Below are 19,507 nucleotides of genomic sequence, written 5' to 3' on the forward strand. Positions count from 1 at the left end.
ATCAGCCGCCGATGGCGCCCTGGATGTCCGAGACCATCTTCTGCCAGGCGGCGGTGGGCTCCTGCGCGCCGGTGAGGATCGCCGCCTCGGTCACGCCCCAGAAGGTCCACACCGAGGCCATCTCCGGGATGGAGGGCATCGGCACGGCGTCGGCTCCGACCTCACGGAAGCCGGCGGTCACCGGGTCCTGCGAGGCGGTGTCGGCGGCGGCGGTCAGCGCGGGCACCCGGTTGCCAGCCTCGTACAGGGCCAGCTGGGCGTCCTCGGTGGACATGTAGTTCAGCAGGAAGTCGTTGGCGAGCAGCGCGTTCTCGCTCTGCGCGGAGACGTAGAAGCCCTGCACACCGGCGAAGGGCTGCGCCTCCTGGCCACCGGCGGACGGGATGGCCGAGACGGCCAGGTCCAGGTCACTGAAGTTCTCCAGCATCCAGGGGCCGCCGATGATGAACGGCGACTCGCCGTTCTTGAAGGCCTCCAGTGCGATGTCGTAGGTGATCGCGGTGTCCAGCGTGCCCGCAGCACCCTGCGCGGCCAACCATGCGGCGAAGGCCTCACCGTTCGCGCCGCCCAGCGCCAGGGTCGAGTTGTAGGAGCCGTCCTCGTTCTGCTCGAACACCGGGGCCCCGAAGGAGGTCTGCAACGGGTAGTAGGTGTACGGGTCACCCTCCTCCCCGGTCTGGATCAGCACCGGGTACTGGGTGCCTGCGGCCTGCCCGGCGGCGATCATGTCGTCCCAGGTGGTCGGCGCGTCCGCGGCGAGTGCGGTGTTGCGGATCAGACCGATGTTCTCCACCGCGTAAGGCAGGCCATAGACCTGGCCGTCCTGGGTGAAGGCCTCGACGGAGACCGGCTCGAAGTCGTCGGCCAGGTCGCCGAGCTCGATCGGGGCGACCACACCGTTCTTGGTCAGCTCACCCAGCCAGTCGTGGGCACCCACGGTGATGTCCGGGCCCTTGCCCGTCGGCACCTGGGAGATGAAGTCGGTGCGGATGTCGTCGTAGTTCTTCAGCACGGTCTCGACCGCGGTGCCAGTCTCGGCGGTGAAGTCCTCGGCGGCGGCCTCGACGGCCGCCTGGCGGGTCTCGTCGACCCAGATGGTCAGAGTCGAGCCGTCGCCGGCAGCGGCAGCGGTCGAGGAGTCGTCCGACGACGTGTCGTCGCCGGAGGAGCACGCAGTGAGGGTGAGCGCCAGGCCGGCCATGACGGCCACGGCGGAGATGCTCCGTCGCATCGTGAGTCTCCCAAGTGTTGACGGGGGTCCAGCGATGGCGGATCTGTGCCCACGCTGGCTCGGTGAAACGGGACGTTAACGTCGTTGCGACGAATCTTGCAACCCGTTACGGTAACTTTCAGGCATCGGTTGCAACGGCTTGCAACCGCACCGGCTCACGGACGATGACGACGAGGAGGAGCCCATGTCTTCTACGCTCCCCACCGTGCGTACTCGACTCACTGACCTGGCGGAACAGGCTGGGGTCTCCACCGCCACCGTCTCCCGTGTGCTGAATGGCAAGTCGGGCGTCTCTGCCCAGGCGCGGCAGGCAGTGATCACCGCAATGGACCTGCTCGGCTACGAGCGCCCGGACCGACTCCGGCCGCGGTCCACCGGACTGGTCGGCCTGGTGGTGCCCGAGCTGTCCAACCCGGTCTTCCCGGCCTACGCCCAGGTGATCGAGTCGGTGCTGACCCAGCGCGGCTACACCCCGTTGCTGTGCGCACAGCAACCCGGCGGTACGACCGAGGACCAGTACGTGGAGATCCTGCTCGACCACGATGTGGCCGGGATCATCTTCTTGTCCGGGCTGCACGCCGACACCCACCAACCGGTGGACCGCTACCAGGCGCTGCGCGGACGCGGGCTGCCCATCGTGCTGGTCAACGGCGCGGCCCCGGGCATCGACGCCCCCACCGTGGCGGCGGACGACTCGGTGGCCATCGACCTGGCCATGCGCCACCTGCTCTCGCTGGGGCACCGACGGATCGGTCTGGCCATCGGCCCCGAACGTTTTGTCCCCGCCCAGCGCAAGCGCCAGGCCTTCGCACAGGCCCTGCGCGAACGACTCGGCGTCGAGGACGACAGCGCCCACGTGGTCTCCACCCTGTTCACCGTCGAGGGCGGGGCCACCGCCGCGCACGAGCTGCTGGACAGCGGGCACACCGCGATCATCTGCGGCTCCGACCTGATGGCGCTCGGCGTGATCCGCGCCGCCCGACAGCGTGGGCTCCAGGTACCTGATGATCTGTCCGTCGTGGGCTTCGACGACTCCGTGCTGATCGGCTTCACCGACCCGCCGCTGACCACCGTGCGCCAGCCAGTGCAGGCGATGGGCCGCGCCGCGGTCGCCGCCTTGATGAGCGAGATCGCCGGCACCCCCGCCTCACGCACCGAACTCCTGTTCCATCCCGAGCTGATCGTCCGTGGGTCGACCGGCTCGGCACCCCCCTCGCACCCGGAAGGCACTCCCCTGTGACCACGCTCGACTCCCGCACCCAGCTCGTCCACGCCCCCGGACCGGACCACGGCGAGTGGTGGCGCGACGCGGTGATCTACCAGGTCTACCCGCGCTCCTTCGCCGACGCGAATGGCGACGGGATCGGCGACCTGCCCGGCATCACCGCCCGCCTGGACCACCTGGCCGCCCTCGGGGTCGACGCGGTCTGGCTGTCCCCGTTCTACCGTTCCCCGCAGGCCGACGCCGGGTATGACGTGTCGGACTACCGGGATGTTGACCCGCTGTTCGGGACGCTGGCGGACTTCGACGCACTGTTGGAGCGGGCGCACGGACTCGGCCTGAAGGTCGTGGTCGACATGGTGCCGAACCACAGCTCCGACGAGCACGTGTGGTTCCAGCAGGCGCTCGCTGCCGCGCCCGGATCGCCGGAGCGGGCGCGCTACCTGTTCCGTGAGGGCAAGGGCACCGACGGGTCGCAGCCGCCGAACAACTGGGAGTCGATCTTCGGCGGACCGGCTTGGACCCGGGTGCCGGACGGCCAGTGGTACCTGCACATGTTCGACTCCAAGCAGCCCGACCTGGACTGGACCAACCCGGAGGTGCGGGCCGAGTTCGAATCGGTGCTGCGCTTCTGGCTGGACCGCGGGGTGGACGGGTTCCGGATCGACGTCGCGCACGGCATGGTCAAGGCCGAGGGTCTGCCCGACTGGGACGGCCACGTGTCGATGATCGAGGGCACCGACGCCGACGCCAGCGGTGGCGGCGGCAACCAGGGCCCGATGTTCGACCAGGACGGCGTGCACGAGATCTACCGCGCGTGGCGGAAGATCCTGGACCAGTACGACGGTGACCGGATGCTGGTGGCCGAGGCCTGGGTCGACCCGCTGTCCCGACTGGCCCGCTACGTGCGCCCGGATGAGATGCACCAGGCGTTCAACTTCGCCTTCCTCGCCACCGGGTGGGACGCACCCGCGCTGCGCCAGATCATCGCCGCCTCTTACCAGGTCAACGATTCGGTGGGCGCACCGACCACCTGGGTGCTGTCCAACCACGATGTGGTCCGCCATCCCTCGCGGCTCGGACTGCCCACCCCGGGCGACCGTCCGAACGGCATCGGCCATGGCGACCCGCAGCCGGATGAGGTGCTCGGACTGCGGCGCGGACGGGCGGCCAGTCTGCTGCTGCTCGGCCTGCCCGGATCGGCATACCTGTACCAGGGCGAAGAGCTGGGCCTGCCCGAGCACACCGCGCTGGACGACGAGCTGCGCCAGGACCCGGCGTTCTTCCGGACCAACGGTGCCGAGCGTGGTCGTGACGGTTGCCGGGTGCCCCTGCCGTGGGAGGCCGACGCCCCCGCGATGGGCTACTCCCCCACCGGCAAGGCCTGGCTGCCGCAGCCCGAGTCCTGGAAGGCGTATGCCGCAGACGTCCAGGCCGGGCAGGAGGGCTCCACGCTGGAGCTGTACCGCGAGACCCTGCGTCTGCGCCGTGAGCTCGGACTGGGTCTGGGCGGGCTGACCTGGGCCGAGGAGTACGCGGACACTGACCAGGTGATCGCCTTCCGCAACCGTGACCTGCTCGTGGTGGCCAACCTGGGCTCGACCCCGGTGCCACTGCCGACCGGCGCGGAACTGGTGCTGGCCTCCGGCTTGCCCGGCGACCCCACACCGGCGACCGATCTACCCGGCGACACCACCGTGTGGCTGCGGGTGCGGTGAGCACAAGCAGCGTCAAGCGCGGGGCCGGTGACGTGATCGTCGCCGGCCCCGCGTCGTGGAACACCCTGATCCGGGTGCCGCAGCTGCCCCGCGGTGGCGCGCAGACCCTGGTCGCCACCGGACGCCGCGCCGGACTGGGTGGGACGTCAGCGGGGAAGGCGGTCACGTTGGCAGCGCTGGGCGTGCGCACCCAGCTGCACACGGTGCTCGCCGACGACGCCGAGGCCGCGCAGATCCGCGCCGCCCTGACCGGGGTCGACCTGACCGTGTGGCCCGCAGTCGACGGTCACAGCGAGCAGCACCTGAACCTGATGGCCGACGACGGTGGCCGGCTGTCCGTCTACCTGGAGGTACCGCAGGCCCCGCCGGACGCTGGTCCCACTCCGGAGCAAGTGGCCGCCGCGGATGCCCTGGTGGTCGACCTGGCTGCGTGGACGCCACCGTTGCTCGCCGTCGCCCGGGCGACCGGCACCCTGCTGTGCTGTGACGTGCACGATGACGACGGCGTCGCGGCATTCCACCGCCCCTGGGTGGAGGTCGCCGACGTGCTCCAGGTCAGCGCCGATCGACTCACCGACCCGGTTGCCTACCTCCGCGCCGCAGTCGACCGTGGCACCCGGCTGGCGGTGTGCACCCGAGGTGAGGCCGGTGCGCTGGCCTGCGATGCCACGGGGTTCTGGGAGGTCGACCCGACCCCGGCGTCCGCGGTGGACAGCAACGGTGCCGGGGATGCGTTCTTCGCCGGGCTCCTGACCGGGCTGCTGGACGGCGCAGACATCCCGACGGCGCTGGCCTGGGCATCGACCGCCGGTGCCGCAGCCGTCTCGACCCCCGACCTCGGCGCACCGACGCTGGACCGCGCGACCCTACGTCGCACCACCACCACGGCGCGCCGGGTCTGACCCTCGACCCCGAGTTCGGCCCTGCCGCACGAGCACACCGGCCCGCGCACGCCGAGTTCGGACATGCCGCGCCGAGTTCGGATGCGCGCGCACCGACCTCGACGCCGACGCCTCGAACTCGCGGGGCGCGAGGGCGAGGAGGCGAGGAGGCGAGGAGGCAGAGCGTTGGGGTGGCGGGGCGCGGGGCGACGGGCGCGAGGGCAGGGCGTGGGGGCGAGGGGTGGCGGGGTCAGCCGCCGGAGATGGACAGCTCGGCCTCGTGGAGCTGGCGGCGGAAGTCCTCGGACAGCTCGCGGGAGTCCAACCATCCTTCGGGCAGCACCGGGCGCTTGGGTGATCCTGCCCGGCCGCGCTGACCCTCCGCGGCCTCGCCGGGGTACGGCTGGTCCAGGTCGAGGGCGGCCAACCGGTCATCCAGCTCGGCCATCGAGGACACCAGGGCCAGGGCTTGCCGCTGCGTCCCACCGACCGGGTACCCCTTGAGGTACCAGGCCATGTGCTTGCGCAGCTCCCGCATCGCCTTCAGCTCCTCGCCGAAGTGCTCGATCATCAGCTCACCGTGCCGCCGGATCGTCGCCGCGACCTCGCGCAGACCGGGACGCACCCGCACGTCAGACCCGGTGAACGCCGCCTGCAGGTCGGCGAACAGCCATGGCCGACCCTGGCAGCCCCGCCCGACGACCACCCCGTCGCAGCCGGTCTGCCGGACCATCTCCAGCGCGTCCTCGGCGGACCAAATGTCACCGTTGCCCAGCACCGGGATGTCGGTGACCGCCTCCTTGAGCCGGGCAATCGCCTCCCAGTCGGCCTGACCGGAGTAGTGCTGGGCGGCGGTCCGACCGTGCAGCGCGACCGCGGCCACCCCGAGGTCCTGCGCCACCTTGCCTGCCTCCAGGTAGGTCAGGTGGTCGTCGTCGATGCCCTTGCGCATCTTCATGGTCACCGGCACGCCGTAGGGCTCGGCGGCGCGCACCGCAGCGGTGAGGATGCTGCGGAACAGTTCGCTCTTCCAGGGCAGCACCGCGCCACCGCCACGTCGGGTGACCTTGGGTGCCGGGCAGCCGAAGTTCAGGTCGATGTGGTCGGCGCGGTCCTCCGAGGCGATCAAGTGCACGGCGGCCCCGACTGTCACCGGGTCAACGCCGTAGACCTGTACCGACCGCGGGGTCTCCGTGGGGTCGTGCTCGATGATCCGCATCGACTCCGGTGTCCGCTCCACCAGGGCCCGGCTGGTGACCATCTCCGCGACATACAGCCCGGAGCCGGCTTCCCGGCACAGCCGGCGGAACGCCGCATTGGTCACCCCGGCCATCGGGGCCAGCTCCACCGGCACGTCGATGGTCAGCGGGCCGATCCGCAGCGGGGGCAGCACCGGGGTGGCGGTCGAGGCAGTCACCGCACAATTGTCACCCCTGGCCGCGGGCAGACCCAACCGGCCGGATCGACCGCTCCCCCAGGATCGCGTAGCTGAGCAGGTGCGCTCCGAGCAACAGCGGCGTCATCGCGACCGCGGCCAGCACCGAACGCCGATCGAGGTCTCGCACGCCATGGCGGCGCAGAACCCGCCGGGCGCGCCACCAGTGCGGCACCACGACCAGCGGGGCAGTGACTACCCCGGTGGTGTACCCACGGCGGGTGACCGACGCGAGCTGGTGAGTGACGCCGTGGGCTCCGAAGAGCAGCAGCGCGCCACGGAACAGCGTCGACGTGCCTCGGGTGCGCACCCCGTCTGCTGCGGCGACCGCGACCAGCACGCCGGTCAGTGTGATGCTGAGCCGCACGTGGTGGTCGGACAGCCCATGGCAGCGCAGATTCTCCGGCAGGGGCACCCACTGCGGCACCGCTGCCAGCAACTCGGCGGAGGTGGGGCCCATGGTGAGCCACTCCTCAGCGTCATGCACCAGCCACGCTCCCAGCAGGCCGCCGCAGGTCCGGGTCAGCTCGTCCATCATCGTCCTCTCACGGCATTACGCTACCAATAGTAGCGTAATTAGAGGCATGGCAGGATCGCGCCCATGTCTGCCTCCACGGGTCGCCCACGCCGCGCCGGAGTCGATGAGACAGTGCTGGCTGCAACGCTCGACCTGCTCGCCACCCACGGGTACACCGGGCTGCGGATCAACGACGTCGCCGACGCTGCCGGGGTGGCCAAGACCACGATCTACCGCCGCTGGCCGAGCTTGGCGCACCTGGCGGTCGCAGCCGTGGAGCGCGCCCTCGGTGATCGGACCACCGCCCCGACCGGCGATCCCCTCGCCGATCTGGAGCGCCTGGTGACCACGGCGGTCGCCGGATTGGCCGCGAATGGTGCCTCACTGGTCGCCATCGCCCAGGACATTCACCGCCAGGCCGATCCCGAGCTGCGCTCCGCCTACCGCCAGCGGATCATCGACCCGGTCCGCGAGCCGGCCATCACCCTGGTGCAGTCCGCGATCGACCGCGGCCTGCTGTCCGCCGCCGCACAACCCGCCGATCTGGTGGACGCCGCCATTGGCGCAGTGCTCTACCGGGTGGCCGTGCTCGGTGAGCCGCTGGACGCCGACCATGTCACCGCGCTGGCCGGCCGGCTGCTCGCCAGCTGGCGCCGCGACGGCGCGCGGGACATCTGAGCACCCCGCCCCGAGCAGTAGCCGCAACCCGACGCGAGCAGTAGCCGCACCGCACCCCGACGCGAGCAGTCGCCACACCCCGACGCCAGGGGCCGCCACGCCGGACACCAGGGATGGCCGCACCCCGCCGGCACGCGCCAGCAGTCCCTCCCTCAGGCCGTGGGCGCGGGCTCAGGATCGGCCTCAGCCCCGCTCAGCAATGCCGGCCCGGGCACCAGCAGCGCCGCCACCGCCGTGGTCAGCGGGATCGCCAACACCAGTCCGATGGACCCGACCAGGGTGCGGACCACCTCCTCGGCGATCTCCCCGCTGGTCAGACTGTCCAACAGCGTCCGGTCGGACATCGCCACCAGCATCACCAGCGGCAGCGCGGCACCGAGGTACGCGAAGGCCACGGTGTAGACCGTGGAGGCGATGTGGTCGCGGCCCACCCGCATGCCACCGCGGAACAGCTCCCAGCGTCCGGCGGTGGGCGACAGCGCCCGCATCTCCCACACGGAGGACGCCTGGGTGATGGTCACGTCGTTCAGCACGCCGAGCCCGGCCAGCACGATGCCGCACAGCAGGATGCCGCGCAGATTCGCCTCCGGTGCGAGTTGGCGCAGGTCGAGGGCGTTCTCCCCGTTGAGCCCGGTCAACTGGGTGGCACCGGTGGCCCAGGCTGCGAGCAGACCGGTGGCGAGCAGCCCGCCCAGGGTGCCGAGCAGAGCGGTGGAGGTGCGCAGCGAGAACCCATGCGCGAGGTAGAGCAGCGCGAACATCAGCGCCGAGCTGGTCACCAACGCCACCCCGAGCGCCGGTCGCCCCTCGGCCAGCGCCGGGACGGTGAACCACAACACGCCCGCGACGGACACAGCGAGTCCGAGCAGCGCACCGATCCCCCGCCAGCGCGCCACCACCAGCACCAGCACCCCGAGCAGCACGGCCATCAACAGCATCGGCGGACCACGCACCAGGTCGACGAACACCGCGGTGGGCACCCCGCCGGTCAGGGACGCGTCGAGCACCAGCACCCGGATGGCGTCACCGTCCTCAATGACCTCCAGGTACTCCGGGGCGATTTGCACACTCACCGGATCCCCGGCGGCATCCTCGGCGGTGATGGTCGGCTCAGTGCTGTCCGGGTCGACCGCGGTCACCGTCATCTGTTGGTAGCTCGCCCCGTCCGGCGCGGTCTGCAACACCGGCAACTCGCCGCGCGGCCACAGCAGCACCAGCCCGAGGACGGTCACCAGGAGCGCCGCGACCAGCAGGCCGTAGACCACCGCCCGCGGTCGAGTGCCGATCGCCACCGGGGGCAGGCCGGCACCGTGCGTGTGCGTGTGCACCGGTGTGCGTGCCGACAGGTCCCGGTCCTGCGACGCGGGCGGGACAGTCGCCGACGGCCCGGCCTCCGGGGATTCCTCCCGGGGGCCGGACCGCCAGAACCGTGCCAGGGTCAGGCCCCGATCAGCCGCGCCGCAAGGTAGCCGACCACCTCGTCCAGCGGGACACGCTCCTGCGTCATGTCGTCCCGGTGCCGGATGGTGACGGCCTTGTCCTCAAGGGAGTCGAAGTCCACCGTGATGCAGAACGGGGTGCCGATCTCGTCCTGGCGGCGGTAGCGGCGACCGATCGCACCCGCGTCATCGAAGTCGACGTTCCAGTTCTTGCGCAGCTCGGCGGCCAGCTCCCGGGCAACCGGGGACAGCTGCTCATTGCGGGACAGCGGCAGCACCGCGGCCTTGACCGGGGCGAGCCGCGGGTCGAGGCGCAGGACCACGCGCTTGTCGACGCCGCCCTTGGCGTTCGGGGCCTCGTCCTCGTGGTAGGCCTCGATCAGGAACGCCATCAGCGACCGGGTCAGACCGGCGGCCGGCTCGATGACGTAGGGCACCCAGCGCTCGTTCTTGTTCTGGTCGAAGTAGGACAGGTCCTGACCGGAGTGCTTCGCGTGCGTGCTCAGGTCGAAGTCAGTCCGGTTGGCGATGCCCTCCAGCTCACCCCACTCGGAGCCGCTGAACCCGAAGCGGTACTCGATGTCGACGGTGCGCTTGGAGTAGTGCGACAGCTTCTCCGCCGGGTGCTCGTAGTGCCGGAGGTTCTCCCGGGACAGGCCGAGGTCGACGTACCAGTCAGTGCGGGCGTCGATCCAGTACTGGTGCCAGGTCTCGTCCGTGCCCGGCTCGACGAAGAACTCCATCTCCATCTGCTCGAACTCGCGGGTGCGGAAGATGAAGTTGCCCGGGGTGATCTCATTGCGGAAGGACTTGCCGATCTGGCCGATGCCGAACGGCGGCTTCTTGCGCGCGGTGGTCAGTACGTTGTTGAAGTTCACGAAGATGCCCTGCGCTGTCTCGGGCCGCAGGTAGTGCAGACCGGACTCGTCCTCGACCGGGCCGAGGTAAGTCTTGAGCATCATGTTGAAGTCACGCGGCTCGGTCCACTGACCACGGGTGCCGCAGTTCGGGCAGACGATCTCCGCCAGGCCACCCTCGGGGGCGCGGCCCTTCTTCTCCTCGAACTCCTCGATCATCTGGTCCTCGCGGAACCGCTTGTGGCAGGACAGGCACTCGGTCAGCGGGTCGGTGAACACCCCGACGTGACCGGAGGCCTCCCACACCTTGCGCGGCAGGATGACGGCGGAGTCCAGGCCGACCACGTCGTCGCGGGCCTGCACCAAGGTCTTCCACCACTGGCGCTTGATGTTCTCCTTGAGCTCCACGCCCAGCGGCCCGTAGTCCCAGGCCGAGCGGGATCCGCCGTAGATCTCTCCGCTCTGGAACACGAAGCCCCGGCGCTTGGCGAGGGAGATGACGGAATCGAGACGGGACGGTGCTGCCACAGTGACTGCTCTCCTGGAGGGCCGAGGACCCCGCGTCTGGCTGACCCGGGGAGATTCCGCCCAGGCTACCCGGGTGCGGGGCCAGGCGTTTTGACACTGGTTCTCATCTAGTTGAGAATCAATGTCATGAGAACCCCCCGCCGCGCCCTCCTGCTCACCGCGGCCCTGACCACCTCCGGTCTGGCCCTGTCCGCCTGCTCCTCGACGTCCCCCGGAGGCAGCGACAGCGACGGGCTGACGGTTCTCGCCTCGTTCTACCCGTTGCAGTACATCGCCGAGCAGGTCGGCGGCGAGTACGTCAGCGTCTCCTCCCTGACCCCGCCGGGTGCCGAGCCGCACGATCTGGAGCTCTCGCCTTCCCAAGTGGACCAGCTGGGCAGCGCCGATCTGGTGGTGTACCTCTCCGACTTCCAGGCCAGCGTCGACCAGGCGGTGGACGCCAATCCGCCGTCGCAGGTGGTGGACGCCGCCAAGGACGTCACCCTGCACGCCGCCGACCACGACGATCACGCCGAGGAGGAGGACGAGGAGGAGCACGACCACGGCTCCGCCGACCCGCACTTCTGGCTGAACCCCACCCTGCTGCCGAGCGTCGCCGACGACGTGGCCGCCGCTCTGGGTGAGATCGACCCGGAGCACGCGCAGGAGTTCACCGCGAATGCCACGACCTTCGCCGACTCGATGACCGACCTCGACCAGCGCTACACCGAGGGGCTGGCCACCTGCACCGACCGCACCATCGTCACCACGCACGAGGCCTTCAGCTACCTGGCCGAGCAGTACGACCTGACCCAGGTGGGCATCTCCGGTGTCGACCCGGAGGCTGAGCCCTCCCCCGCCCGGCTGCGTGAGATCTCCGACCTGGTGGAGTCCGAGGGGGTCAGCACGATCTTCTTCGAGACGCTGGCCAGCCCGAAGGTCGCCGAGACCCTTGCCTCCGAGCTGGGCGTGCAGACCGCCGTGCTCGACCCGCTGGAGGGCCTGACCGACGACACGCAGGACTACCTGTCGGTCGCGGATGCGAACCTTGAGGCGCTCCGCACGGCATTGTCGTGCTCGTGAACTGCGAATCCGCCGACGTGGTGCGCGCACCCGCCGTCCGCGCCCAGGGCGTCGACGTCCATCTGGGCGGCCAGCAGATCTTGTTCGGCGTCGACCTGACTGTCGGCCCGGGTGAGGTCGTCGCGCTGCTCGGCGCGAATGGCTCGGGCAAGTCCACCCTGGTTCGCACGGTGTTGGGCATCACCGCCCACACCGCGGGGCGGGTCGACCTGCTCGGCGCGCCGCTCGGCCCCAAGGTGCCCTGGGCCCGGGTCGGCTACGTCCCCCAGCGACTCCCGGCCGGCGGCGGCGTCCCGGCCACCGCACTGGAGGTCGTCACCTCCGGGCTGGTGCACGGTCGTCGGCTGCGGCCGCCCCGCGGTGCCCACCGTCAGGCGATGGCCGCACTGGAAGAGGTCGGCATGGCCGCCCTCGCCAAGCGTTCGGTGCTGGAGATGTCCGGCGGTCAGCAGCAGCGGGTGCTGATCGCCCGCGCGCTGATCCGCGACCCCGAACTGCTGGTGCTGGACGAGCCGACCTCCGGCATCGACCTGCCCACCCAGGAGACGTTCGTCGACACCGTCCGGCGACTGCACGACGGCGGCAGCGCGGTGCTGGTGATCCTGCACGAGATCGGGTCCTTCCAGACCCTGATCGACCGGGCGGTGGTGCTCCGGCACGGCCGGGTGGTGCACGACGGACCGCCCCCGACCCCGCGCGGCGAGCACGCCGACCCCGAGCACGACCACACCCACCCGCATGCCGACACCCCGCCGGAGTCCGGAACCGGCCTGGCCATGGAGGTGCTGCCATGACCTGGCTGGACACTCTCGGCACCATGCTCAGCTCGCCGCTCATGCAGCGCGCCCTGATCGCCGCCGTGCTGGTCGGTGCTGCCGCACCGGTAGTGGGCACCTTCCTGGTCCAGCGACGACTGGCGCTGATGGGCGACGGCATCGGCCACGTGGCACTGACCGGTGTGGCGATGGGCTGGCTGGTCGGCACCTGGGCCAACCTCACCCCCGCCGACACCCTGGCCATCCCGGGCGCAGTGATCGCCGCGGTGATCGGCTCGGTCATCATCGAGTGGGTCCGCGCCCGGGGCCGAACCTCCGGGGATCTCGCGCTGGCTCTGCTGTTCTACGGCGGCATCGCCGGGGGTGTGCTGCTGATCAAGGTCGCCGGGGGCACCAACGCCAACCTGATGAGCTACCTCTTCGGGTCCATCGCCACCGTGAGCACCCAGGACCTGTGGTGGACCGTCGGCCTGGCGGTGGGGGTGCTGCTGGTCGGACTCGGGCTGCGGCACGCGCTGTTCGCGGTCAGTCACGACGAGGAGTTCGCCCGCGGATCGGGTCTGCCGGTGACCTTCCTCAACATGATCGTGGCGGTGATGTCCGCGCTGACCGTGACTGTCGCGATGCGGGTGGTCGGACTGTTGCTGGTGTCCGCGCTGATGATCGTGCCGGTGGCGGTGGCCCAGCTGTTCGCCGGGTCGTTCACGCGCACCATGGGCGTCGCCAGCGGGATCGGCATCGCGGTCAGTGTGGTCGGGCTGTCGATCACCTACTGGGAGGACTACCCGCCCGGTGCCACCATCGTGTTGCTGGCCATCGCTCTCTACGCGGGCACGGCGGTGCTGCGGCCGCTGTTCACCCGACGCCGCGGTGCCGCCCTGGCCCGCGATCCGCACCCGGAACTGCCGGACGACGTCGACCTCGGTGCGGCCCGGTGACCGTCGCCGACCGGCCGATCATGCCTGAACCACGCACTCGTAGACTGACCGCATGACCGATGTGGCGGCCGCGTACGGGATGGCCGGGTGGCCGTTCTGGGCCGTGATCGGGGCGCTGTTCGTGATCGTGATGGGCCGCTCGCACCTGTTCTACTGGCTGGGCCGTGGGGTGTTCTCCGGTGCCGGGCGGCTGGCCGAGCGGGTGGATGAGCGCGGCGACCAGCCCAGCGTCGACAGCCGGTGGCAGATCTGGCGCGACCACGCCCAACGGCTGATGCGCACCCCCACCGCACGGCGGGGTCTGGACCTGGTGCACCGGTGGGGGCCGCTGGCCGTGACCTTCGCCTATGTCACCGTCGGCGTGCAGACCGCGGTCTTCGTTGGCTCCGGGCTGCTGCGGATGCCGTACCCGCGGTTCGTGCTCGCGTCGATCCCGGGCTCGATCGCCTGGGCGTTCATCTGGGGCACCGTCGGGCTGGGCGCAGTGTGGGCGGTGGTCCGGCTGTCGCTGGCCTCGCCGTGGGCACTAGCGGGCGTGCTGGTCCTGCTCGTCGCGGTGATCACAGCGGCGGTGGTGGTCCGTCGTCGGCGACAGCGGGCTCAGGAACCGGCCGCGTCCGAGACGCAGAAATGATTGCCCTCCGGGTCGGTCAGCACTGTCCACGCGAAGTCAGCTCCGCCCAGGTCGGCAAGATTGTGCTCCGCGATCACGGTGGCACCGTCAGCGACGAGGTCGGCGACCCCAGCCGCCCGGTCGGGAACCGTGACGTCCAGGTGCAGGCGATTCTTGCCCGGCGTCGGGTCTGCCACCTTCTGGAACCCGAGGGTGGGCGCGGACGGAATCGTCACCGCGAGGAACTGACCAGTTCCACCACTGTGGTCGACCGCCTCGGTGTCGAAGCGTCGGGCCCACCAGTGCGCGAGCGCCGTGGCGTCGAGAGCATCGACGGTGATCATCGCCATCGTCGCGCGGGGCGCGTCGGAACCGGACTCACGGGTACTGGGCTGGGCTGTGCTCATGTCGGCACGGTATCGACACGGGCGGACATCCCCGTGTTCAGCCCGCGACCTCCGGCTGGTCGATAGCTCCGCCGTAGCGCCGATCCCGTCGTGCGTAGGTCTCTGCGGCGCGCCACAGCGCCCGACGGTCGACCTCCGGCCAGGGCTCCGGGGTGAAGACCATCTCCGCGTAGGCGGCCTGCCAGATCAAGAAGTTGGAGGTGCGCTGCTCCCCACCAGTGCGCCAGAGCATGTCCACATCGGGCAGATCCGGCTCGTCCAGGTAGCGGGCGACCGTCTTCTCCGACACCCGGTCGGCCTTGAGCTTCCCGGCGGCGACATCCCGGGCGATGGCCTGTGCGGCATCGGCGATCTCGGCCCGACCACCGTAGTTCACGCACATGGTCAGCGTGCAGGCGGTGTTGTCGACGGTCAGCCGTTCGGCCTCCTCCAACTCGGCGATCACCGACCGCCACAGCCGCGGTCGACGCCCAGCCCACCGGACCCGCACCCCCCAGGAGTGCATGATGTCCCGTCGACGACGCAGCACGTCCCGGTTGAAGCCCATCAGGAACCGCACTTCCTCCGGCGACCGAGACCAGTTCTCGGTGGAGAAGGCGTAGGCGGAGATATGCGTGATGCCCAGGTCGATGGCACCGGCCACCACATCCAGCAGCGCCGCCTCCCCCGCCTTGTGGCCTTCGGTGCGCGGCAGGCCCCGCGCATTCGCCCACCGACCGTTGCCGTCCATCACGATGGCGACGTGCCTGGGCACCAGGGCCGGCGGGATCGACGGCGGACGGGCACCACTGGGGTGCGGCGGTGGCAACTGCGGGCTCATCAGATCCTCTCGACCAGGGGCAGTGAGCGCAGCTGGCGCTCCAGGTGGAACTGGGAGTACGCGGAGACCAAACCGTTGCCCTCCCGGCGGTGCCGTTCCGCGGAGGCGTCGGCTGTGGCCCAGTCACCGGTCATCAAGGCGGCGAGCAGCGTGAAGGTCTCCGGTGCCGGAGCGGGCGATCCGGGCGGACGGCAGGTCGAGCACACCGCGCCACCCGCGGCGACGTTGAAGGCGTGGTGCGGCCCCGGTCGACCGCAGCGCGCACAGTCGGTAAAGCTCGGTGCCCACCCCGCGATGGCCAGCGCCCGCAACAGGTAGGAGTCGAGGATCAGCCCGGGGGCGTGCTCGCGGGTGGCCAGTGAGCGCACCGCACCGACCAGCAACCAGTACTGCGGCAGGGCGGGCTCGTGTTCGGCCTCGACCAGGCGCTCGGCGGTCTCCAGCATCACCGTGCCCACTGTGTACAGCGCGTAGTCCTCGCTGATCCGGCGACCGTAGGGGCCCAGCGTCTCCGCCTGCGTCACCACATCCAGGTTGCGGCCGGTGTTCAGTTGCAGGTCGACGTGCATGAACGGTTCGAGCCGGGAACCGATCCGGCTGGTGGTACGCCGCACCCCCTTGCCGACGGCACGGACTTTGCCGTTGCCGCGGGTCAGCAGCGTGACGATCCGGTCCGCCTCCCCCAACTTGTGGGTGCGGAGCACGATCGCCTCATCGCGATAGAGGCTCACTGGACCATTCTCCGCCATGCCACCCACGGGCTGCGCACCAGCGCGCCGAACGCACGCGGAACGCTCACACACCGAGCCCGGCCACCGTCACCCGGTCCCGACCCGACCGCTTGGCGGACAGCACCGCCATACTCGCCTCGGCCAACACCAACGCCGCCTCCACCGCGACCGCCACCCCGACCGAGACGGTCAGCCCCAACCCGGGTGCGACATCGGACCAGTCGTGTTCCCGGACCAGCCGGACCAGTTCGGCACCGCGGCGGTCCAACTCGGTGACATCCGCCTCCCGGCCCGGCAGCACCAGCACGAACTCGTCGCCGCCGTACCGGGCCACCACCTCCCCCGGACCCGCCGATGACCGCAGCACACAAACGAGTTCGACCAGCGCCGCATCCCCGATGACGTGGGAGAACCGCTCATTGACCTGCTTGAAGTCGTCCACGTCGACAAAGATCGCGCTCACCGGCCCCGACCCGTCCAACCGGTCCTGCAACGCCCGTCGATTGCCGACTCCGGTCAGCGGGTCGACCCGGGTGAGGCGGGCGATCGCATCGTGTTCCCGGAGCAGCTCGTGCAAGCGGATCCGGGTCCGCACCGCCTCGAACCGGTCCGCCTGTTGCGCCGACCATCGGGACACCGCCCGCCGGAACATGTTCCGCGCGTGCCCGAGCGCCGGGTGCGGACCGAAGCGCTCGGTGGACACCCGGACCAGGCCCTCCTCGGCGACCACCGTCCACAGATCCTGACCGTGTTCGGTGGCCACCTCGCGCAGATCACCCAGGTCCTCGGTCGCCTCCACGAACCGGCCCTCCGCCCCGGCCAGCATCCCGGAGACGTAGGTGGCGGCCTCCCACTCCACGCTGCCCCGTCGCGGCCAGCCCTCGTGCCTGACCTGGGTGATCAGCGCCGCCGCACCGTGCAGGTCGCCCAGGCCGTAGGCCGCGAGCGCCTCGTACACCGTCGCGGCCATGTGCAGCTCCGCATCCCGCGGTGCGACTCGGCACAGCAGGTGCGCGCGCGAGGCGAGGCGCTGCTCGGCTGCGCCACGACGCCGATCACCGACCAGGGCCAGGTGCAGCGTCCACTCCGCAAGGGCCCGGGCACCGTCCAGCACCACCAGCGGCCGAATCCCCGCCTCCACCACGCGCCACAGCCCGGACAGCAGCCGGTCGGCCTGCTCGTAGAGCTCGACGGTGCGCAGCGCATTCGCCAGCATCACCGTGGCGGAGACCTGGTTGTAGATCCGGCCGTCCGCGGCGTCGGTGAGCACCCAGACCTCGGCCAGCACGTCGATCACCTCGTGCTCCGCGCCGGTGCCGCGCAGGGCCACCGCCCGAGCACCCAACGCCTTGGCCCGCCAGTACGGCTGCGGATCGGTCCGGGTGGCGGCGATCAGCGCGTCGATGACGGTCAGTGCCTCCCACGGCAGCTGTTGGGCGATCAGCGCCCGACCCAGCACATAGTGCGCGTACCGCCAGGTGGGTTCGTCTCCGGCAGCGGCGGCCAGCACGGCCACCAGCCGGGACTGTCGGACCGCAGCATCCGCGTCCCCGTGCTGCAGCGCGGCGAAGCCCCGCTCAGCCAAGGCGTGCAGCGGCCCGAACTCGGGTACCACCGCGAGCTCGACGCCCATGGCCCCTCCCCTCGGCCGCGTGTGCTGTGGCGTCGAGGATTGACCACGTCAGGTCGCCGCGGACGCTGCGACCGGGGCTTTCACCCGGACGCCGGTCGGAATCACCCGCTGACGTCCGGGGCCCGGGTGCTAGCACCCCGGACGTCAGCAGTGCCTTGTCAGCGCAGCGCGCGGTTCACCGCGGAGACGATGGCCTTGAGCGAGGCGGTGGTGATCGACGGGTCGATGCCGACCCCCCACAGCGTCTGGTCGCCCACCGCGCACTCGACGTAGGCCGCCGCGGTCGCATCCCCACCGGCGGACAGTGCATGCTCGGCGTAGTCCAGCACCTGCACTCGGAGCCCGACCTCGGCCAGCGCCTCCACGAAGGCCGCGATGGGTCCATTGCCCGCCGCGTGCACCGTCCGGTCGGACCCACCGTCCACCAGATCCACCGTCAGGTCCGCACGACCGTCCTCGGTGGTGGTCACCTGGGTGCCGCGCAGCGCGAACCGGCCCCACGGTGCCAGGTCGGACTCGGCGTCCACCGGCAGGTACTCGTCGGTGAAGATCCGCCACAGCGCGTCCGCGGTGACCTCCGCGCCGCTGGCATCGGTGTGCCGCTGCACCACCTGGGAGAACTCGATTTGCAGACGACGGGGCAGGTCCAGATCCTTCTCGGACTTCATCAGGTAGCTGATGCCGCCCTTGCCGGACTGCGAGTTGACCCGAATGATCGCCTCGTAGTTGCGGCCCAGGTCCTTGGGGTCGATCGGCAGGTACGGCACCGCCCAGGTGATCTCGTCCACCGTCTTGTCCTCGGCGGCGGCGCGGACCTCCATCGCGTCCAGACCCTTCTTGATCGCGTCCTGGTGCGAGCCGGAGAACGCGGTGAACACCAGGTCCCCGCCGTAGGGGTGCCGCTCGGGCACCGGCATCTGGTTGCAGTGCTCCACGGTGCGCCGGATGTGGTCGATGTCGCTGAAGTCGATCTGCGGGTCGACGCCCTGGCTGAACAGGTTCATCCCCAGCGTCACCAGGCAGACGTTGCCGGTGCGCTCACCGTTGCCGAACAGGCAGCCCTCGATCCGGTCCGCCCCAGCCAGGTAGCCCAGCTCGGCGGCGGCCACCGCGGTGCCCCGGTCGTTGTGCGGGTGCAGGGACAGCACCACGTGCTCGCGGTAGTGCAGGTGCCGGCTCATCCACTCGATGGAGTCGGCGTACACATTCGGGGTGGCCATCTCCACCGTGGCGGGCAGGTTGATGATCACCGGGCGCTCCGCGGTGGGCTGGAAGACGTCCATCACGGCGTTGCAGATCCGGACCGCGAACTCCAGCTCAGTGCCGGTGTACGACTCCGGGGAGTACTCATAGAACACCTCGGTGTCCGGGATCGTCTCCTCGTACTTCTTGCACAGGTGCGCGCCCTGCACCGCGATGTCGACAATGCCGTCCTCATCGCTGCGGAACACCACCTCGCGTTGCAGCACCGACGTGGAGTTGTACAGGTGGACGATGGCGCGCTTGGCCCCGGCGATCGCCTCATAGGTGCGCTCGATCAGGTGCTCCCGGGCCTGGGTCAGCACCTGGATGACCACGTCGTCCGGGATGCGATCCTCCTCGATCAGCATCCGCACGAAGTCGAAGTCCGTCTGCGAGGCGGACGGGAAGCCCACCTCGATCTCCTTGTAGCCCATCTGCACCAGAAGCTCGAACATCGCGAGCTTGCGCGCGGCGTTCATCGGCTCGATCAGCGCCTGGTTGCCGTCCCGCAGGTCCACGGCGCACCAACGGGGGGCGGTGGTGATCTGCTTGGTCGGCCAGGTGCGGTCCGGCAGCTCGACCCGGATCTGGTCGGCGAACGGGCGGTACTTGTGCACCGGCATCCCGGACGGGCGCTGGGCGGTGGCCTCGCTGTACTTGCTCATCGGTCGGTCCCTCATCGTCGCTACGGGTGAGCCGGGCATGCCGAACGCCGCGACGAGGGACCCGGCTTAGTGGACCCCGCCGCGGCGGCGAAGGAGGAGGCTGCCGCTCGTGAG

Annotated in this window: 18 protein-coding genes; 8 read left to right on the forward strand and 10 right to left on the reverse strand. The window is 70.5% G+C overall.

Going from position 1 to position 19,507, the window contains the following annotated elements:
* Position 1: 1 nt before the first annotated feature.
* Complete coding sequence (locus AB0N78_RS03320) at positions 2-1,231, reverse strand: extracellular solute-binding protein (RefSeq protein ID WP_363385810.1); 1,230 nt, start codon at positions 1,229-1,231, stop codon at positions 2-4.
* A 184-nt stretch (positions 1,232-1,415) separates the two neighbouring features.
* On the opposite strand from AB0N78_RS03320, the gene AB0N78_RS03325 reads away from it, so the two are divergent.
* Genes AB0N78_RS03325 through AB0N78_RS03335 form a run of 3 tightly spaced genes read left to right on the forward strand, consistent with a single transcriptional unit; the run spans position 1,416 to position 5,073 of the window.
* Positions 1,416-2,471: a LacI family DNA-binding transcriptional regulator gene (locus AB0N78_RS03325; protein WP_363385812.1), complete on the forward strand. Its 1,056-nt coding sequence runs from the start codon at positions 1,416-1,418 to the stop codon at positions 2,469-2,471.
* A complete protein-coding gene (locus AB0N78_RS03330) occupies positions 2,468-4,171 on the forward strand; it encodes a glycoside hydrolase family 13 protein (protein ID WP_363385815.1) in 1,704 nt (567 codons plus the stop codon). Before AB0N78_RS03325 ends, AB0N78_RS03330 begins: the two co-directional genes overlap by 4 nt.
* Positions 4,168-5,073, forward strand: coding sequence for a PfkB family carbohydrate kinase (locus AB0N78_RS03335; protein ID WP_363385817.1), 906 nt, complete (start codon positions 4,168-4,170; stop codon positions 5,071-5,073). The genes AB0N78_RS03330 and AB0N78_RS03335 overlap by 4 nt, the downstream gene beginning before the upstream one ends.
* A 229-nt stretch (positions 5,074-5,302) precedes the next feature.
* Here AB0N78_RS03335 and dusB read toward each other — a convergent pair whose 3' ends face one another.
* The gene (dusB, locus tag AB0N78_RS03340) at positions 5,303-6,469 is read right to left on the reverse strand and encodes a tRNA dihydrouridine synthase DusB (RefSeq protein ID WP_363385820.1); all 1,167 of its coding nucleotides are present in this window, start codon (positions 6,467-6,469) and stop codon (positions 5,303-5,305) included.
* Positions 6,470-6,479: 10 nt separating this feature from the next.
* Positions 6,480-7,022, reverse strand: a complete 543-nt coding sequence (locus AB0N78_RS03345) for an HXXEE domain-containing protein (protein WP_363385822.1) — start codon at positions 7,020-7,022, stop codon at positions 6,480-6,482.
* A gap of 66 nt (positions 7,023-7,088) precedes the next feature.
* Here AB0N78_RS03345 and AB0N78_RS03350 point away from each other — a divergent pair, with 66 nt between their 5' ends.
* Positions 7,089-7,682 (forward strand): TetR/AcrR family transcriptional regulator, encoded by a 594-nt coding sequence (locus tag AB0N78_RS03350; RefSeq protein WP_363385825.1) that lies wholly within the window; start codon positions 7,089-7,091, stop codon positions 7,680-7,682.
* Between the two features lie 152 nt (positions 7,683-7,834).
* On the opposite strand, the gene AB0N78_RS03355 is transcribed toward AB0N78_RS03350, so the two are convergent.
* Complete coding sequence (locus AB0N78_RS03355; RefSeq protein ID WP_363385827.1) at positions 7,835-8,974, reverse strand: YibE/F family protein; 1,140 nt, start codon at positions 8,972-8,974, stop codon at positions 7,835-7,837.
* A gap of 146 nt (positions 8,975-9,120) precedes the next feature.
* Positions 9,121-10,506 carry a glycine--tRNA ligase gene (locus tag AB0N78_RS03360; protein ID WP_363385829.1) on the reverse strand — a complete coding sequence of 462 codons (1,386 nt, stop codon included), beginning with the start codon at positions 10,504-10,506 and terminating at the stop codon, positions 9,121-9,123.
* A gap of 126 nt (positions 10,507-10,632) precedes the next feature.
* Here AB0N78_RS03360 and AB0N78_RS03365 point away from each other — a divergent pair, with 126 nt between their 5' ends.
* Genes AB0N78_RS03365 through AB0N78_RS03380 form a run of 4 tightly spaced genes read left to right on the forward strand, consistent with a single transcriptional unit; the run spans position 10,633 to position 13,916 of the window.
* Positions 10,633-11,568: a metal ABC transporter substrate-binding protein gene (locus AB0N78_RS03365; RefSeq protein WP_363385831.1), complete on the forward strand. Its 936-nt coding sequence runs from the start codon at positions 10,633-10,635 to the stop codon at positions 11,566-11,568.
* Positions 11,565-12,362: a metal ABC transporter ATP-binding protein gene (locus AB0N78_RS03370; protein ID WP_363385834.1), complete on the forward strand. Its 798-nt coding sequence runs from the start codon at positions 11,565-11,567 to the stop codon at positions 12,360-12,362. The genes AB0N78_RS03365 and AB0N78_RS03370 overlap by 4 nt, the downstream gene beginning before the upstream one ends.
* Positions 12,359-13,282 (forward strand): metal ABC transporter permease, encoded by a 924-nt coding sequence (locus AB0N78_RS03375; RefSeq protein WP_363385837.1) that lies wholly within the window; start codon positions 12,359-12,361, stop codon positions 13,280-13,282. Before AB0N78_RS03370 ends, AB0N78_RS03375 begins: the two co-directional genes overlap by 4 nt.
* A gap of 52 nt (positions 13,283-13,334) precedes the next feature.
* The gene (locus AB0N78_RS03380) at positions 13,335-13,916 is read left to right on the forward strand and encodes a hypothetical protein (RefSeq protein WP_363385840.1); all 582 of its coding nucleotides are present in this window, start codon (positions 13,335-13,337) and stop codon (positions 13,914-13,916) included.
* On the opposite strand, the gene AB0N78_RS03385 is transcribed toward AB0N78_RS03380, so the two are convergent.
* From AB0N78_RS03385 to leuA, 5 genes are all read right to left on the reverse strand, one after another.
* A complete protein-coding gene (locus tag AB0N78_RS03385; protein ID WP_363385843.1) occupies positions 13,883-14,302 on the reverse strand; it encodes a VOC family protein in 420 nt (139 codons plus the stop codon). The genes AB0N78_RS03380 and AB0N78_RS03385 overlap by 34 nt on opposite strands.
* Positions 14,303-14,339: 37 nt before the next feature.
* Positions 14,340-15,122, reverse strand: a complete 783-nt coding sequence (locus AB0N78_RS03390; protein WP_363385846.1) for an isoprenyl transferase — start codon at positions 15,120-15,122, stop codon at positions 14,340-14,342.
* Positions 15,122-15,853: a DNA repair protein RecO gene (gene recO, locus AB0N78_RS03395; protein ID WP_363385848.1), complete on the reverse strand. Its 732-nt coding sequence runs from the start codon at positions 15,851-15,853 to the stop codon at positions 15,122-15,124. Before recO ends, AB0N78_RS03390 begins: the two co-directional genes overlap by 1 nt.
* Positions 15,854-15,917: 64 nt before the next feature.
* On the reverse strand, positions 15,918-17,486 hold the full coding sequence (locus AB0N78_RS03400) for a GGDEF domain-containing protein (protein ID WP_363385851.1): 1,569 nt from the start codon (positions 17,484-17,486) through the stop codon (positions 15,918-15,920).
* Between the two features lie 158 nt (positions 17,487-17,644).
* On the reverse strand, positions 17,645-19,393 hold the full coding sequence (gene leuA / locus AB0N78_RS03405; protein WP_363385853.1) for a 2-isopropylmalate synthase: 1,749 nt from the start codon (positions 19,391-19,393) through the stop codon (positions 17,645-17,647).
* Positions 19,394-19,507 lie beyond the last annotated feature (114 nt).

Source organism: Cellulomonas sp. NPDC089187 (genome assembly GCF_040685135.1).
Taxonomy (GTDB): domain Bacteria; phylum Actinomycetota; class Actinomycetes; order Actinomycetales; family Cellulomonadaceae; genus Cellulomonas.